The following is a 15,544-nucleotide window of genomic DNA, read 5'->3' on the forward strand; positions in this document are numbered from 1 at the left end:
CAGGCCCTGGAAATCAGGAGCAAGCTCCCGAGATCAGTGATGCTCGCGGGTAGCGCGGAACTTGATGTCCGGCCAGCGCTCTTCCATCAGCGACAGGTTGACGCGGGTCGGCGCCAGGTAGGTCAGGTGCCCGCCACCGTCGATGGCCAGGTTCTCCATGGCCTTATTCTGGAATTCCTCGAGCTTCTTCTTGTCGTCACAGCCAATCCAGCGGGCCGACCACACAGTGATCGGCTCGTAGGCGCACTCGACCTTGTACTCTTCCTTCAGGCGGCTGGCGACCACGTCGAACTGCAGCACACCAACCGCACCAAGGATGATGTCGTTGCTGCGTTCAGGGAAGAACACCTGGGTAGCACCCTCTTCGGCCAGCTGTTGCAGGCCCTGGCGCAGCTGCTTGGATTTCAGCGGGTCCTTCAGACGTACGCGGCGGAACAGCTCCGGGGCGAAGTGCGGGATACCGGTGAAGCCCAGCGCCTCGCCTTCGGTGAAGGTGTCGCCGATCTGGATGGTGCCGTGGTTGTGCAGGCCGATGATGTCGCCGGCATAGGCCTCTTCCAGTTGCTCACGCTCGGAGGAGAAGAAGGTCAGCGCATCACCGATACGCAGGTCCTTGTTGATCCGCACGTGGCGCATCTTCATGCCCTTCTCGTACTTGCCCGAGCAGATGCGCATGAAGGCGATGCGGTCACGGTGTTTCGGGTCCATGTTCGCCTGGATCTTGAACACGAAACCGGTGAACTTCTCTTCCACAGGCTCCACGGTGCGCTCGTGGGCAACACGGCCCAGCGGGCGCGGCGCCCAGTCGACGACGGCGTCAAGCACGTGGTCGACACCGAAGTTGCCCAGTGCGGTACCGAAGAATACCGGGGTCAGCTGGCCGTTGATGAACTCTTCCTGGTTGAACTCGTGGCAGGCACCCTGCACCAGCTCCAGCTGTTCGACGAACGAATCGTACTGGTCGCCCAGGTGGGCACGGGCTTCGTCCGAGTCCAGCTTCTGGATGATCTTGGCTTCGGTGCGCTCGTGGCCGTGGCCCGGGGTGTACACCACGATGTAGTCACCGGTCAGGTGGTACACGCCCTTGAAGTCGCGGTAGCAGCCGATCGGCCAGGTGATCGGCGCGGCCTTGATCTTCAGCACCGCTTCGATCTCGTCCAGCAGTTCGATCGGGTCGCGGATGTCACGGTCGAGCTTGTTGATGAAGCTGACGATCGGCGTGTCGCGCAGGCGGCACACGTCCATCAGGGCGATGGTACGTGGCTCTACACCTTTACCGCCGTCGAGCACCATCAGCGCCGAGTCCACCGCGGTCAGGGTGCGGTAGGTGTCTTCCGAGAAGTCTTCGTGGCCGGGGGTGTCGAGCAGGTTGATCATGTGCTCGCGGTACGGGAACTGCATCACCGAGGTGGTGATGGAGATGCCGCGCTGCTTCTCCATTTCCATCCAGTCGGAGGTGGCGTGGCGGTCGGACTTGCGCGACTTCACGGTACCGGCGACAGCAATGGCCTTGCCCATCAGCAACAGCTTCTCGGTGATGGTGGTCTTACCGGCGTCGGGGTGGGAAATGATTGCGAAAGTGCGGCGCTTCGCGACTTCGGCGGCCTGGTTGGTCATGGGAAATCGCCTGACTTGGGGGATTAAAAAGGGGCGATATCATACCTGAAGTTGGGCCCGGGACCAAAACCTGAGGAATGCGTGGTGCCTGTACCGGCCCTTTCGCGGGTAAACCCGCTCCCACAGGTACTGCACAGGTATCGAATGCGGTGCGGTCACTGTGGGAGCGGGTTTACCCGCGAAAGGGCCCGTCCAGACACCACAAGTTCGCCAGGCAATCGCTTTATCACGACAAATGGCCACAGGGCAGTTGTTTCAACGCCTACAGCGCATCAAGCCACTGTTTTTTCTCGTCAAATTTCCGCAAGGGCAGTGATTAACGCTGGCCAAATGCCGCCCCAGATGGGAACCTTTACGCCCACGGAGACGTCCACTCCTCTGCAACCCGCTTCGGTTGGGGAGCTGTTTTCATCAGCATTTTCGGGCCCGACGGGGTTCGGCTCATGGCCTGATCGCAGCCTTCGGCGTGCGTCACGCTGCTACTCGCGAACACACCACCCGCCGCCAGGACTGGTCGGCAACCAAGAAGTGTGCTCGCCGACTACACAAGGAGTCCGCCTGTGGCTAAACGCTACGGAAAAGGGCTGTTGGGATGGGCCGCCGTGCTCGTCATCCTGGCCCTGCTGGTCCATTGGATCGGCATCGACACGATCGCGCGTTATCGCGACGATCTTGGGTTCTACCTGCAAGCGCACCTGGTACTGGTGCTGGCTTCGATGGCGGCGGCGCTGGCCGTGGGCATCCCTGCCGGCATTGCCTTGAGTCGACCGCACCGGGTCGACAAAGCCGAGCGTTTCATGCAGTTCTTCAACGTTGGTAACACCATCCCTCCCCTGGCCGTTCTGGCCATCGCCCTGAGTATCCTGGGCATCGGCGCCGGGCCCGCGATCTTCGCGCTGTTCCTCGCCTCCCTCCTGCCCATCGTGCGCAACACCTACGAGGGCCTGAAAAACGTCCCCGCCTCGCTCAAGGAAGCCGCCACCGGCATAGGCATGACCCCGCGCCAGCAACTGTGGCAGGTGGAACTGCCCAACGCCGTGCCGATCATCGTTGGCGGTGTGCGCGTGGCCCTGGCGCTGAACGTCGGCACCGCCCCCCTGGCGTTCCTGATTGGCGCCAACAGCCTGGGCAGCCTGATCTTCCCCGGCATCGCCCTGAACAACCAGCCACAGCTGCTGCTGGGGGCCGCCTGCACCGCCCTGCTGGCGCTGGCGCTGGACGCGGCGGTGAGTTTCTCCAGCAAGCGCTGGCTGGAACGTGGCCTGGCCCAATAAAGATAGGGAACGTATGAACAAGAGAATCGCCTTGCTGCTGGGCGCGGCCCTGCTGTTCGCAGGATTTGCCCAGGCAGCGGACAAACCGCTGATCCGCATCGGCGCGCGGGTGTTCACCGAACAGACCGTACTCGCCGAAATCACCGCCCAATACCTGCGCGCCAATGGCTATGACGTGCGCGTCACCACCGGCCTTGGCAGCAATATCGCGCGCCAGGCCCAGGAAACCGGCCAGCTCGACCTGATGTGGGAATACACCGGCGTGTCGCTGGTGTCGTACAACCATATCGACGAGCGCATGCCCAGTGCCGAGGCAACCTTCGCCAGGGTGAAGGCGCTGGATGCGAAGAAGGACCTGATCTGGCTGACCCCGTCGAAGTTCAGCAACACTTACGCGCTGGGCTTGCCCAAACAAGTGGCCGAGGCCTATCCACAGGTCAACACCATCAGCGACCTCAACGAGGTACTGCAAGCCGAAAGCCAGCACACCCACCTGGTGGCGCTGGATACCGAGTTCGCCAACCGCCCCGATGGCCTGGTCGGCCTGCGCGAGATGTACGGCCTGCCATTGGACCGCCGCAACATCCGCCAGATGGACGGTGGCCTGGTGTACACCGCGATGCGCAACAACCAGGTTTTCGCCGGGCTGGTGTACACCACCGACGGCCGCCTGAACGCCTTCGACCTCAAGCTGCTGGAGGACGACAAGCACTACTTCCCCGACTACACCGCCGCGCCGGTGGTGCGCAAAGCCGTGCTCGACGCCAACCCGCAGCTGGCCGGCCTGCTCAAGCCACTGGCCGAACAGCTGGATGACGCAACCATGCGCCAGCTCAACGCCAAGGTCGATGTCGAGCACCAGAACCCGACTGCCGTGGCCGCCACCTTCCTGCGTGAGCACCCACTGAACAGCGAGGGCCAGCCATGAACCTGATCGATACTTTCAACCACCTGGACTGGGCCCAGGTGCTGCAACTGACCTGGCAGCACATCATGCTGGTGGGCGTCGCCGTGGGCCTGGCGATTCTGGTCGGGGTGCCGCTGGGCATCCTCATGACCCGTTTCCCGGCATTCGCCGGCCCGCTGCAGGCCAGCGCCACCGTGCTGCTGACCATCCCTTCCATCGCCCTGTTCGGCCTGCTGCTGCCGTTCTACTCCAGGTTCGGCCAAGGGCTTGGCCCGCTACCCGCGATTACCGCGGTGTTCCTGTATTCGCTGCTGCCGATCATGCGCAACACCTACCTGGCCCTGACCAACGTCGAACCCGGCATCCGTGAAGCCGCGCGCGGCATTGGCATGACCTTCGGCCAGCGCCTGCGCATGGTCGAACTGCCCATCGCCGTGCCGGTGATACTTGCCGGCGTGCGCACCGCCGTGGTGATGAACATCGGCGTGATGACCATCGCCGCCACCATCGGCGCCGGCGGCCTGGGCGTACTCATCCTCACCTCCATCAGCCGCAGCGACATGTCGATGCTGCTGGTCGGCGCCGTGCTGGTCAGCCTGCTGGCGATCATCGCCGACCTGCTCCTGCAAACCCTGCAACGTGCCCTGACTCCAGAAGGACTGCGCTCATGATCGAACTGAAGAACCTCAGCAAAACCTTCAACGTCAACGGCAAGGACGTCAAAGCCGTGGACTCGGTAAGCCTCACCGTCAACGAAGGGGAAATCTGCGTGTTCCTCGGCCCCTCGGGCTGCGGCAAGAGCACTACGCTGAAAATGATCAACCGCCTGATCACCCCCACTTCTGGCCAGGTGTTCATCAATGGCGAAGACACCACCGGGCTGGACGAAGTCACCCTGCGCCGGCATATCGGCTATGTCATTCAGCAGATCGGCCTGTTCCCCAACATGACCATCGAGGAGAACATCACCGTGGTGCCGCGCCTGCTCGGCTGGGACAAACAGAAGTGCCGTGAGCGCGCCCGCGAGCTGATGCACATGATCAAGCTGGAGCCCAAGCAGTACCTGCAGCGTTACCCGCGCGAGCTGTCCGGTGGCCAGCAGCAGCGTATCGGCGTGATCCGCGCCTTGGCGGCAGAAGCGCCGGTACTGCTGATGGACGAGCCGTTCGGCGCGGTCGACCCGATCAACCGCGAGATGATCCAGAACGAGTTCTTCGAGATGCAGCGGGCCTTGAACAAGACCGTGATCATGGTCAGCCACGACATCGACGAAGCGATCAAGCTGGGCGACAAGATCGCCATCTTCCGTGCCGGCAAGCTATTGCAGCTGGACCACCCGGACACCTTGCTGGCGCACCCGGCGGATGAGTTCGTCAGCAACTTCGTCGGCCAGGACAGCACCCTCAAGCGCCTGCTGCTGGTGCGTGCGGAGGATGCGGCGGACAACGCGCCGTCGGTGAGCCCGCAGACGCCGGTAAGCGATGCGCTGGAGCTGCTGGACGAGCACGACCGCCGCTACGTGGTGGTGACCGATGCGCAGAACAAGGCGCTGGGCTACGTGCGCCGGCGCGATATGCATCGCCAGCAAGGGACCTGTGGCGACTTCCTGCGACCGTTCAATGCCACGGCGGCGCATGATGAGCATTTGCGCATCCTGTTGTCGCGGATGTACGAGTTCAACCGGGCGTGGCTGCCGGTGCTGGATGCCGAGCAAGTGTTCTTGGGCGAGGTGACGCAGGAGTCGATTGCGGCGTACCTGAGCTCGGGGCGTTCGCGAGGGGCCAAGACATCGATCGTGTCGCCGGCCGAGGCGCTGGTTTCCTAAGCCGGCCTCTTCGCGGGTAAACCCGCTCCCACAGGGTCGGCGCAAACTAAAGGCCTGCGCAGTACCTGTGGGAGCGGGTTCACCCGCGAAGCAGTCGACGCGGTGTCAGAACCCTACACTGGCCTGCACATAAAAGGTCCGCGGCTCACCCACATAGATGCCGGCATTGTTGTCGCTGGAGCGGGTGAAGTACTGCTTGTCGAACAGGTTCTTCACCCCCGCCGCCAGCTTCAGGTTGGACATCTGCGGCCCGAACTCATACCCGCCGCGCGCATGCCAGGTCACGTAGCCCGGAATATCTCCATACTGGCCATCGGCACTCGGCTCGGTGATGTAGTCACCGTTGAAACTGCCATCGGCATTGATCCCGGTACCCGGCGCGCGCTGCTTGGATTGGGCGTAGGCATCCAGGTTCCAGGTCCAGTGGTTGACCGCGTAACGTACGCCGGCAGTGGCCACCTGGCGTGAATAGAACGGCAGGTCACGGCCCTTGAAGCCAGGAATGTCCCCTTCATAAGTAGCGCGGGTATAGGTGTAGCCGCCGCTCACCGACAGCCCTTCCAGGCGCGGGTCCAGCCCGTCCAGGTCATAGCGCACCGAGGCCTCGATACCCTGGTGCTTGGTCGCGCCGAGGTTGGTCCAGCCCACATCGTTGCTGATGTACTGCAGTTCGTCGTCGAAGTCGATGTAGAACGCCGTCAGCTCACCGGCAAAGCCGCCATTGTCATAGCGGGTACCGATCTCGTAGGTCTTGGCCTTTTCCGGCTCCAGGCCATTGGCCGTGCTGTTGCCAGTACCACCCTGGCCCAGCTGAAAGTACTGCAGGCTGCCGAACGAGGTCTCGTAATTGGCGAACACCTTCCACGCATCGGAGATGTGATACATCACGCTAAGCGCCGGTAGCGGCTCGTTGCTGGTAATGCTGCGCTTCTTCTCCGCCACCGGCTGGCCGTTGGCGCCGAGCACCGGGCGGTCGCGCCAGTCGGTGTTGATGTGTTCGAAGCGGATGCCCGGGGTGATGGTCCAGTTACCCACATCGATCTTGTCGTCGATGTAGTAGGCGCTGGCCTCGGTACCGCCACTGCGGTCCTGGAACACATGGCCGTCGGAGCTCGGGGTTGGCGTTGGCACGTTGTCGATCAGCGCCAGGCGGGTCGTCTGCTCGCGCATCGCTTCTTTCAGGTAGCGATAACCGACGCTGACCTCCTGAGTGGTCGGGCCGGCGAAGAAGATCCGCGACAGCCGTGGCTCGATGGCGAACGTGTGGTAATTGCGCGGGTACGACGACAAGGTCTTCATATCGCGCGAGGCAATGCTGCTGCCACGGAAGCTGTCGGTGTAGTACGTCAGCACTTCGAACTGGGTGGCGTCATCGAGCTGCCGTTGCCATTTGAACGACACATCCTTGCGCCGGCCGGCGAAGTAGTCGTAGTCGCGCAACGACTGGTACGGGTTGCTGTCGTACTGGGCCTGGGTCAGCCCGCCGGGCATGTCGGCACGGCCATCGTAGTAATGGAAGTTGAGCCAGAACTCGTCAACGTCGGTCGGCGCCCAGTGGGTCTTGAGGATGACATCGTCGATGTCGTTGCCGTTGTTGCTTTCACGGTAACCGTTGCCATTCACCCCGGTGTACAGCAGCGCCACGCCCATGCCGTTATCCGCCGTGCCGCCGACGAAGGCCGACTCGGTGTGTTTCCAGCCACCATGCTGGGAGGTTTCCAGGGTGGTGGACAGCTCGGCCGAGGCCTTCTCCGGGATCGCCCGGGTAACGAAGTTGATCACCCCGCCGACGTTCTGTGGGCCATAGCGCACGGAGCCGGCGCCACGCACCACATCGATGCTGTCGAGGTTGCCCGAGGAAATCGGCGCCATCGACAGCTGCGGCTGGCCATAGGGCGCGAAGGCGGCGGGGATGCCGTCGATCAGCACCGTGGAGCGTGGCGACAGGCGCGAAGTCAGGCCGCGAACGCCCACGTTCAACGACAGGTCGCTGCCGCCGGTGCCGTTGGAGTCTTGCACCTGCACGCCCGGGATGCCGCGCAGCACATCGCGCACATTCATTGCGCCCTTCTCCACCATCGCCTCGCGGCGCACTACGGTACGCGCGCCGGGGTGGTTCTGCACCACGCTCTGCTGGGCATCGCCCAGCCAGTCACCCACCACCTTGATGTCGGTGGGTGCCAGCTCCAGGCTGCCGGTGGTGAGGGTGCCATCGGCCTGGGCCGGCTTGACCATCACGGCGCCCTGGGACATTTCGTAGGTCAGGCCGCTGCCTTGCAGCAACTGCTGTAGCGCCTGTTCGGGCGCCAGTTGGCCGGATACCGCCGGGGCCTGCTTGCCGGCCACCAGCTCGGGGCTGAAGAACAGCTGCAGGTTGGTCTGCTGGCCAAGCTGGTTCAGCGCTGAAGCCAACGGTTGGGCCTGGATCTGGATGGTGCTGCCGGCCTCTGCGGCCTGGCTGTTGACAGCCACGGCACTGACCGCCAAGGCCAGCGCCAGGGCGCGGAAGCGTGGGAAGGGCTTGTTGTTGTTCACGTCGTCGAACTTCCTGGAATACCGAATAAACGCCAACCGCATGCAAATGGAAATGCTTGGCAGTTGCAGCTGGCGAGGAAGACGAACGAACGGAAAAAAACCTGAATCTATTTCGCGATTATTTCGCGCGAGCCATCTTCATGGGCCTTGATGGCCACCGGCAGGATGCTCGGCAAGGCGCGCAGCAGCGCGTCGGTGTCGTCGGTACTGAAGGTGCTGGACAGCCGCAACTGCGCGGCTTTGCCGGGGGCGACCCGCAGCGGCTGACTGCGGTAGCGCGAAACCTCGGCCACCACCTCGGCCAGGGTGGCGTCGTCGAACACCAGCCTGCCTTTGCGCCAGGCAGTCAGGGCACCGGTATTCACCGCATAGGGCGCGGCCACCTGGCCTTGCGCATCTATATGCGAGCCTTGGCCCGTCGTGAGTTGCGCCAGCGAGGCGCCCTTGCCCTGCACACGCACCGAGCCCTGCTCCACTGCCACGCGGGTGCTGGCCGGGTCCAGGCGAACGTCGAAACGGGTCCCGGTGACAGTCACGCTACCCTGGGCAGTGTCGACCACGAACGGCCGGCCACTGTCGTGGGCGACGGTAAACATCACCTCACCCGCAATCAGCCGGACATGCCGCTGGCCGGCGCTGAAAGCGACCTGCACTTGGGTGCCGCCGTTGAGTTCAAGGTGCGAACCATCCGGCAGTTCGACCTGGCGGCGTTCGTTGAAGGCGGTCTGCAAGCTGCCCTGGTGATTCAGTTGCTGGTAGTGCCAGCCCCCCCAGCCCAGGCCCAACGCCAGCGCGGCCACGCTGGCAGCCAGGGCCTGGCGCACGAAGCGCCGACGTGGCAACTGGCGTACCGGGGCCGGCTGGCACAGCGCTTCGAGGCGCTGGCGCGGGATGAAGCCGGCGGCCTGCCAAAGGCGGGCGAGCTGCTGGTACTCTTCACGGTGCCGTGCATCACCTTCCAGCCAGGCGTGCAACTGCGCCTGCAGCCCGGCATCGCGAGGCGCATCCTGCACCCGGGCGAACCACGTGGCTGCCTGCTCGCGGACGGTATCGGTACCGTGCTGTTTCATCGAAAAGGTCTCCTGACTCATCATGCCGACACATCCAGGTGCTCACGCAGATGCCGGAGCGTGCGGATCATATACTTTTCGACCATGTTCTTGCTCAGCCCCATGCGCTCGGCAATCTCGGCCTGGGTCAGGCCTTCGAGCTTCTGCCAGATGAACACTTGCCGGCAATTGAGCGGCAACTCCGCCAGCGCCCGCTCGACGCTGTCGGCCAGTTCCAGGGCATGCATGTAGGCCTCCGGGTCACCATGGCCGGCCACGCCTTCGTCGAAGGCTTCCAGCTCCAGGGCTTGGCGACGGTCCTCGCGACGGAAACCATCCACGGCAATATTGCGTGCGGTCTGGTGCAGGTAGGCGCGTGGCTGTTCGACCTGCTCGCGCGGGTTTTCCAGTACCCGGACAAAGGCATCGTGGGTGAGGTCCTCGGCCTGCTGTCGACTGCGCAATTTGCGCGTCCAGGTGCCGATCAGCTCATGGTAGTGGTCGAGGAAGCCTTTGGGTCCGGACACGGTCGGGGTCATCAGGGAGGCAGACAAGGGTGCGAATAGTAATGTTTCTCATCAAGTACGGCAATTCCGCCAGTCGGTAACAAAAAATTTATCGTCTTTTTCATGCACGGCAGTGCCAGGGAATGTGGCCATAAATATGAACACCTGAGGCCTTTTCGCGGGTAAACCCGCTCCCACAGCGATAGCAGAAACCCTGTGGGAGCGGGTTTACCCGCGAAGGAGCCAACGCGTTCCATTCCACAATTTTTTACGCTTGAAACACTGCGGGGAACATCAGCCGGTCACACGAGTCGGTTATTCAAATGGCTGGTCGTCGATCGACGCCGATCAGGCCCGGATTACCTGTTGATTCTGCATTCTTCACGCCCTAAAGTGCGCGCCGAACGTCCATGCTGGAAACGATCCATCCGGCTCAAGTACTGAGTAGGCGAACCAAAGTGGGGATACGGAGGACGTTCAGTTTGCAGCCACTTAAATTTTCAGTTTGCCCATGGAGTCCCTGAGCATGTCGATCCAGGTCGAAGACTATTTCGCGCGTGACACCTTCCAGAAGATGAAGGCGTTTGCCGACAAGCAGGAAACCCCGTTCGTACTCATCGATACCCAGATGATCAGCCAGGCCTATGACGACCTGCGCGCGGGCTTCGAGTTCGCCAAGGTGTACTACGCGGTCAAGGCCAACCCGGCCGTCGAAATCATCGACCTGCTCAAAGAGAAAGGTTCGAGCTTCGACATCGCCTCGATCTACGAGCTGGACAAGGTGCTGGGCCGCGGCGTGACTGCCGACCGCATCAGCTACGGCAACACCATCAAGAAGTCCAAGGACATCCGCTACTTCTACGAGAAAGGCGTGCGCCTGTATGCCACCGACTCGGAAGCCGACCTGCGCAACATCGCCAAGGCCGCCCCGGGCTCGAAAGTGTACGTGCGCATCCTCACCGAAGGCTCCACCACCGCCGACTGGCCGCTGTCGCGTAAATTCGGCTGCCAGACCGACATGGCCATGGACCTGCTGATCCTCGCCCGCGACCTGGGCCTGGTGCCTTACGGCATCTCCTTCCACGTGGGCTCGCAGCAGCGCGACATCAGCGTGTGGGATGCAGCCATCGCCAAGGTCAAGGTGATCTTCGAGCGCCTGAAGGAAGAAGACGGCATCGAACTGAAGCTGATCAACATGGGTGGCGGCTTCCCGGCCAACTACATCACCCGGACCAACAGCCTGGAAACCTACGCCGAAGAGATCATCCGCTTCCTGAAGGAAGACTTCGGTGACGACCTGCCGGAAATCATCCTCGAGCCGGGCCGTTCGCTGATTGCCAACGCCGGTATCCTGGTCAGCGAAGTGGTACTGGTCGCACGCAAGTCGCGCACCGCCGTCGAGCGCTGGATCTACACCGATGTGGGCAAGTTCTCCGGCCTGATCGAAACCATGGACGAGTCCATCAAGTTCCCGATCTGGACCGAGAAGAAAGGCGAGACCGAAGAAGTGGTTATCGCCGGCCCGACCTGCGACAGCGCCGACATCATGTACGAGCACTACAAGTATGGCCTGCCGCTGAACCTGGCCATCGGCGACCGCCTGTACTGGCTGTCGACCGGCGCCTACACCACCAGCTACAGCGCAGTGGAATTCAACGGCTTCCCGCCACTGAAAGCCTACTACCTGTAATGCACGACGGGGCCGCAAGGCCCCGTTTTCATGTGTGTGCTGTCAGTTCCGGCCTCTTCGCGGGTAAACCCGCTCCCACAGGTATTGCACAGGTTTCGGAATCTGTGAGGACCGTGTGGGAGCGGGTTTACCCGCGAAAGGGCCGGCACAGGCAACCTCAAGCTCCGCGCCGTTCGATCTCCTCGGCATACCGCCCCGCAAAGGCCATCAACACCGGCCCCGCACCCTGCAAGGTCACCAGTGCCGCGCGCAGGAAATTCATGTTCCCCTCGACCCGTGCTTTCTCCAGCCAAGGCGCGGCTTCCGCCACCTGCCCACGCTCGACCAGCACCAGCCCCAGGCTGAACATGCCACGAAAATCCCCCGCCTCGGCCGAACGCCGATACCAGCGCACCGCCCGAGCCGGGCTGGGCGCCGTGGCGATACCCTGCTCCAGGTAACGCCCATACAGGTTCATCGACTTGGCATGCCCCATGTGCGCGGCCTTCTCGTAACACACCAATGCCTGCGCCTGGTTGGCCGGCAGGCCACGCCCGGTGGCGAACAGGTTGCCCAGGTTGTAGAGCCCCCAGTCCAACCCGGCATCGGCTGCCTGGGCATAGTGGATGGCGGCTTGCGAAAGGTCTGCGCTGCCACCCCAGCCATGCTCCAGGCAACGCCCCAGCATGTTGTGCGCCATTGCGCTGCCGCCCTGGGCGGCAATGCCGAACCAGCGCCGGGCCACGCTGGCGTCCGCTTCGATGCCACGCCCGTCGAGGAGGATCTGCCCCAACAGCAATTGTGCCTCGACCGCGCCCTGCCCCGCCGCAGCCAGGATCGCCTGGGCGGCCTTGCCAGGGCTTTCTTCCAGCATGGCCTGCAAACCGGCCACATCCACCACTTCTTCACGCCGCAACTGATAGGACACGGCTCAGACCTCGGCCCAGCGGCGCAGCAGGTTGTGGTAGGTGCCGGTCAGCTGCAGCAGTGATGGGTGGTCCGGCACATCGGCAGTCAATTGCTGGATGGCATTGTCCATCTCGAACAGCAACGCCCGCTGGCTGTCCTCGCGTACCAGGCTCTGGGTCCAGAAGAACGCGGCGTAACGCTGGCCACGGGTCACCGGGTTGACCTTGTGCAGGCTGGTGCCGGGGTACAGCACCAGGTCACCGGCAGCCAGCTTGACCTGCTGCACGCCATAGGTGTCCTGGATCACCAGCTCGCCGCCGTCATAGCTGTCCGGATCGCTGAGGAACAGCGTCGAGGACAGGTCGGTACGCACCCGCTCCGGGCTGCCCTTGGGCTGGCGCAGGGCGTTGTCGATGTGGAAGCCGAAATTGCCGCCTTCGCGGTAGCAATTGATCAGCGGCGGGAACACCTTGTGCGGCAAGGCTGCAGACATGAAGCGCGGGTTTTGCCACAGGCGGTCAATCAACGCACTGCCGATTTCCTTGGCCAGCGGGTGCCCTTCGGCCAACTGCAGGTTGTGCTTGGCCTTGGCCGACTGGTAGCCGGCCGTGACCTTGCCGTCGGCCCAGTCGGCCTGCTCCAGCGCCTCGCGGATACGGGCCAGTTCATCGGCGTCGAACAGGCCGGGGATGTGAAGCAGCATGGCGGCACTACCGTTGGAAAATGTAAAGGCGTCAATGATATTGATTCCCTTTTGCGCTTCACAAGCCCCATTCGCCGCTTAAGACGTTTCAGCTTGATGAAACCGTAAAGGCAAATTGTAAAGATTGTAAATTCTTCACGAATGGTAACGACTCTCAATTGTGACTCACTATTGCTTACATTAAGATCCGCGGCCTTAACACCTTGGGGAAGGCCTTAGCAATGCGCCAGTACGTACCATCTGCAGTGAGCTCACCACGCCTGATCGTGTCTGCCATCGGCGTTGCCCTCAGCGCCTCGTCGGCCTACGCCGCCGACCCGGCCGCCAGCAGCGCGATCACCCTCGATGCCACCAGCGTCAACGGCAAGGCTGAACAGGCCAGCACCGATTACAAGGTCGACAAGGCCTCCTCGCAGAAGTACACCGCGCCGCTGGTAGACACCCCGCGCTCGATTACCGTGATCCCGCAGCAGGTCATCAAAGATACCAATGCCCTGAGCCTGCAGGATGCCCTGCGCACCGTGCCGGGCATCACCTTCGGTGCTGGCGAAGGCGGCAACCCGCAAGGCGACCGCCCGTTCATTCGCGGCTTCGACGCCCAGGGCGACACCTACCTGGACGGCGTGCGTGACACTGGTGCGCAAACCCGTGAAATCTTCGCCATCGAATCGGTGGAAGTGGCCAAGGGCCCGAATTCGGCCATCGGTGGCCGTGGTGCCGCTGGCGGTAGCATCAACCTGGTGAGCAAACGCGCGCACCTGGGCAACTCGCTGGATGGCGCCTGGACCTGGGGCAGCGATCAGACTCAGCGCTACACCTTCGATGGCAACTACCAGTTCAGCGACAGCGTTGCCGGCCGCCTGAACCTGATGACCCACGAAAGCAACGTCGCGGGCCGCGACAAGGTCAACTACGACCGTTGGGGTATCGCCCCGTCGCTGGCCTTCGGCCTGGGCACGCCGACCCGCGTCAACCTCGATTACTACCACCTGGAAAGCGACGACCTGCCGGATTCCGGCATCCCGTACACCATACCAACCGGTGGCAGCGCCGCACGCACCTCGGCACACCCGAGCAAGCCGTACGACGGCGGCGACAGCGACAACTTCTATGGCCTGACCGGTCGCGACTTCCGCAAGAGCCGTGTGGATATTGCCACCTTCGCCATCGAACACGACCTGACAGACTCGCTGACCATCAAGAACACCCTGCGCCATGGCAACAGCATGCAGGACTACATCCTGACCCAGCCTGACGACAGCAAGGGCAACGTCAACAACGGCAGCGTCTGGCGCCGTGCCAACACCCGCGTGGGCAACACCGCCACCACCACCAACCAGACCGATCTGTTCGGCGAGTTCTATCTGGGCGGCATGAAGAACAGCTTCTCGACCGGTATCGAGCTGAGCCGTGAAGAGAGCAAGCGTTCGAGCTACACCGTCGATACCGACACCGTCCCGGGCGGTGCTGCCAACACCAACTGCACCCCGGGCATGATCGGTGCCAACAGCGGTTACAACTGCACCTCGCTGAGCAACCCGAACCCGGATGATCCGTGGAACGGCAGCATCGCACGCAACTACGCAGGCACCGACACCAAAAGCAACACCCGTGCAATCTACGTGTTCGACACCCTCGAGCTGACGCCCGAGTGGCTGCTGAACATGGGCCTGCGTTACGACCACTTCGATACCCAGTACCGCACCTACGACGCCACCGGCGCCACCGTAGTCAACAGCAAGGGGGGGGTTTCCAAAGGCAAGGATACGAGCGAGTTCGTCACCGGCCAACTGGGCCTGGTGTGGAAGCCGACCGAGAATGGCAGCATCTATGTTTCCTACGCCACCTCGGCAACGCCACCCGGTGCGATGCTGGGCGAAGGCACGGAAGGCAACCCGCTGGGCAACACCACCGACCGCGCCGGCAACTTGCTGAGCAGCGACCTGGAGCCGGAAGAAACCACCAACTACGAAATTGGTACCAAGTGGGACCTGCTCGACCAGCGCCTGTCCCTGGCCGCCGCACTGTTCCGCACTGAGAAGGAAAACGCCCGTGTCCAGGTGGACACCACCACCTACGAAAACGTCGGCGAAACCCGCGTGCAAGGCATCGAGCTGTCGGCCAGCGGCAAGATTACCGACAAGTGGCAGGTATTCGCCGGCTACACCTACATGGAAGCACGCCAGATCGACGGCGGCGCGGTGAACAAGGCCAACGACGGCAACCAGCTGCCAAACACGCCGAACAACAGCGCCAGCCTGTGGACCACCTATTCCATCACGCCGAAGCTGACCGTTGGTGGCGGTGCGTTCTACGTGGATGACGTGTACGGCAGCGTGGCCAACACTACCATGGTCGACAGCTACGTACGCTACGACGCCATGGCCGCCTACAAGCTGACCAAGAACGTCGACCTGCAGCTGAACGTGCAGAACCTGACCAATGAGGTGTACTACGACAAGGCCTTCTCCACCCACTTCGCCAACCAGGCGGCCGGGCGGACGGCATTGCTGACCACCAGCGTGCACTTCTGATTTCAGGACGGGGCTG

Annotated in this window: 12 protein-coding genes; 6 read left to right on the plus strand and 6 right to left on the minus strand. The window is 62.8% G+C overall.

The window, feature by feature from the left end; translation table 11 throughout:
- Nucleotides 1–33 precede the first annotated feature (33 nt).
- Nucleotides 34–1,617, minus strand: coding sequence for a peptide chain release factor 3 (locus tag J5M58_RS07330; protein ID WP_003257876.1), 1,584 nt, complete (start codon nt 1,615–1,617; stop codon nt 34–36).
- Between the two features lie 560 nt (nt 1,618–2,177).
- On the opposite strand from J5M58_RS07330, the gene J5M58_RS07335 reads away from it, so the two are divergent.
- From J5M58_RS07335 to J5M58_RS07350, 4 genes are read left to right on the plus strand one after another with little or no spacing between them, the layout of a single operon-like run.
- Nucleotides 2,178–2,891 carry an ABC transporter permease gene (locus J5M58_RS07335; protein WP_133970422.1) on the plus strand — a complete coding sequence of 238 codons (714 nt, stop codon included), beginning with the start codon at nt 2,178–2,180 and terminating at the stop codon, nt 2,889–2,891.
- A gap of 13 nt (nt 2,892–2,904) precedes the next feature.
- Nucleotides 2,905–3,819, plus strand: coding sequence for a glycine betaine ABC transporter substrate-binding protein (locus J5M58_RS07340; RefSeq protein WP_133970423.1), 915 nt, complete (start codon nt 2,905–2,907; stop codon nt 3,817–3,819).
- On the plus strand, nt 3,816–4,469 hold the full coding sequence (locus J5M58_RS07345) for an ABC transporter permease (protein WP_112250725.1): 654 nt from the start codon (nt 3,816–3,818) through the stop codon (nt 4,467–4,469). Before J5M58_RS07340 ends, J5M58_RS07345 begins: the two co-directional genes overlap by 4 nt.
- Complete coding sequence (locus tag J5M58_RS07350) at nt 4,466–5,623, plus strand: betaine/proline/choline family ABC transporter ATP-binding protein (RefSeq protein WP_207877710.1); 1,158 nt, start codon at nt 4,466–4,468, stop codon at nt 5,621–5,623. Before J5M58_RS07345 ends, J5M58_RS07350 begins: the two co-directional genes overlap by 4 nt.
- 105 nt (nt 5,624–5,728) lie before the next feature.
- On the opposite strand, the gene J5M58_RS07355 is transcribed toward J5M58_RS07350, so the two are convergent.
- The 3 genes from J5M58_RS07355 to J5M58_RS07365 all read right to left on the minus strand — a co-directional run bounded on the left by J5M58_RS07355 (nt 5,729) and on the right by J5M58_RS07365 (nt 9,746).
- A complete protein-coding gene (locus J5M58_RS07355; RefSeq protein WP_112250721.1) occupies nt 5,729–8,158 on the minus strand; it encodes a TonB-dependent siderophore receptor in 2,430 nt (809 codons plus the stop codon).
- Between the two features lie 107 nt (nt 8,159–8,265).
- Nucleotides 8,266–9,228, minus strand: coding sequence for a FecR family protein (locus tag J5M58_RS07360; protein WP_112250719.1), 963 nt, complete (start codon nt 9,226–9,228; stop codon nt 8,266–8,268).
- A gap of 20 nt (nt 9,229–9,248) precedes the next feature.
- Complete coding sequence (locus J5M58_RS07365; RefSeq protein ID WP_112250717.1) at nt 9,249–9,746, minus strand: sigma-70 family RNA polymerase sigma factor; 498 nt, start codon at nt 9,744–9,746, stop codon at nt 9,249–9,251.
- A 493-nt stretch (nt 9,747–10,239) separates the two neighbouring features.
- On the opposite strand from J5M58_RS07365, the gene J5M58_RS07370 reads away from it, so the two are divergent.
- Nucleotides 10,240–11,403, plus strand: a complete 1,164-nt coding sequence (locus tag J5M58_RS07370) for a type III PLP-dependent enzyme (RefSeq protein ID WP_043208127.1) — start codon at nt 10,240–10,242, stop codon at nt 11,401–11,403.
- A gap of 157 nt (nt 11,404–11,560) precedes the next feature.
- On the opposite strand, the gene J5M58_RS07375 is transcribed toward J5M58_RS07370, so the two are convergent.
- Nucleotides 11,561–12,310 (minus strand): tetratricopeptide repeat protein, encoded by a 750-nt coding sequence (locus J5M58_RS07375; RefSeq protein WP_112250715.1) that lies wholly within the window; start codon nt 12,308–12,310, stop codon nt 11,561–11,563.
- Between the two features lie 3 nt (nt 12,311–12,313).
- On the minus strand, nt 12,314–12,994 hold the full coding sequence (locus J5M58_RS07380; protein WP_133978441.1) for a Fe2+-dependent dioxygenase: 681 nt from the start codon (nt 12,992–12,994) through the stop codon (nt 12,314–12,316).
- A 221-nt stretch (nt 12,995–13,215) separates the two neighbouring features.
- On the opposite strand from J5M58_RS07380, the gene J5M58_RS07385 reads away from it, so the two are divergent.
- Entirely contained in the window at nt 13,216–15,528 is a 2,313-nt protein-coding gene (locus J5M58_RS07385; RefSeq protein WP_207877712.1) for a TonB-dependent siderophore receptor, read from the plus strand.
- Nucleotides 15,529–15,544: the final 16 nt, after the last annotated feature.

Origin of the sequence: Pseudomonas sp. 32_A, assembly GCF_017490905.1 — a bacterium.
GTDB classification, from domain to species: Bacteria; Pseudomonadota; Gammaproteobacteria; order Pseudomonadales; family Pseudomonadaceae; genus Aquipseudomonas; species Aquipseudomonas inefficax.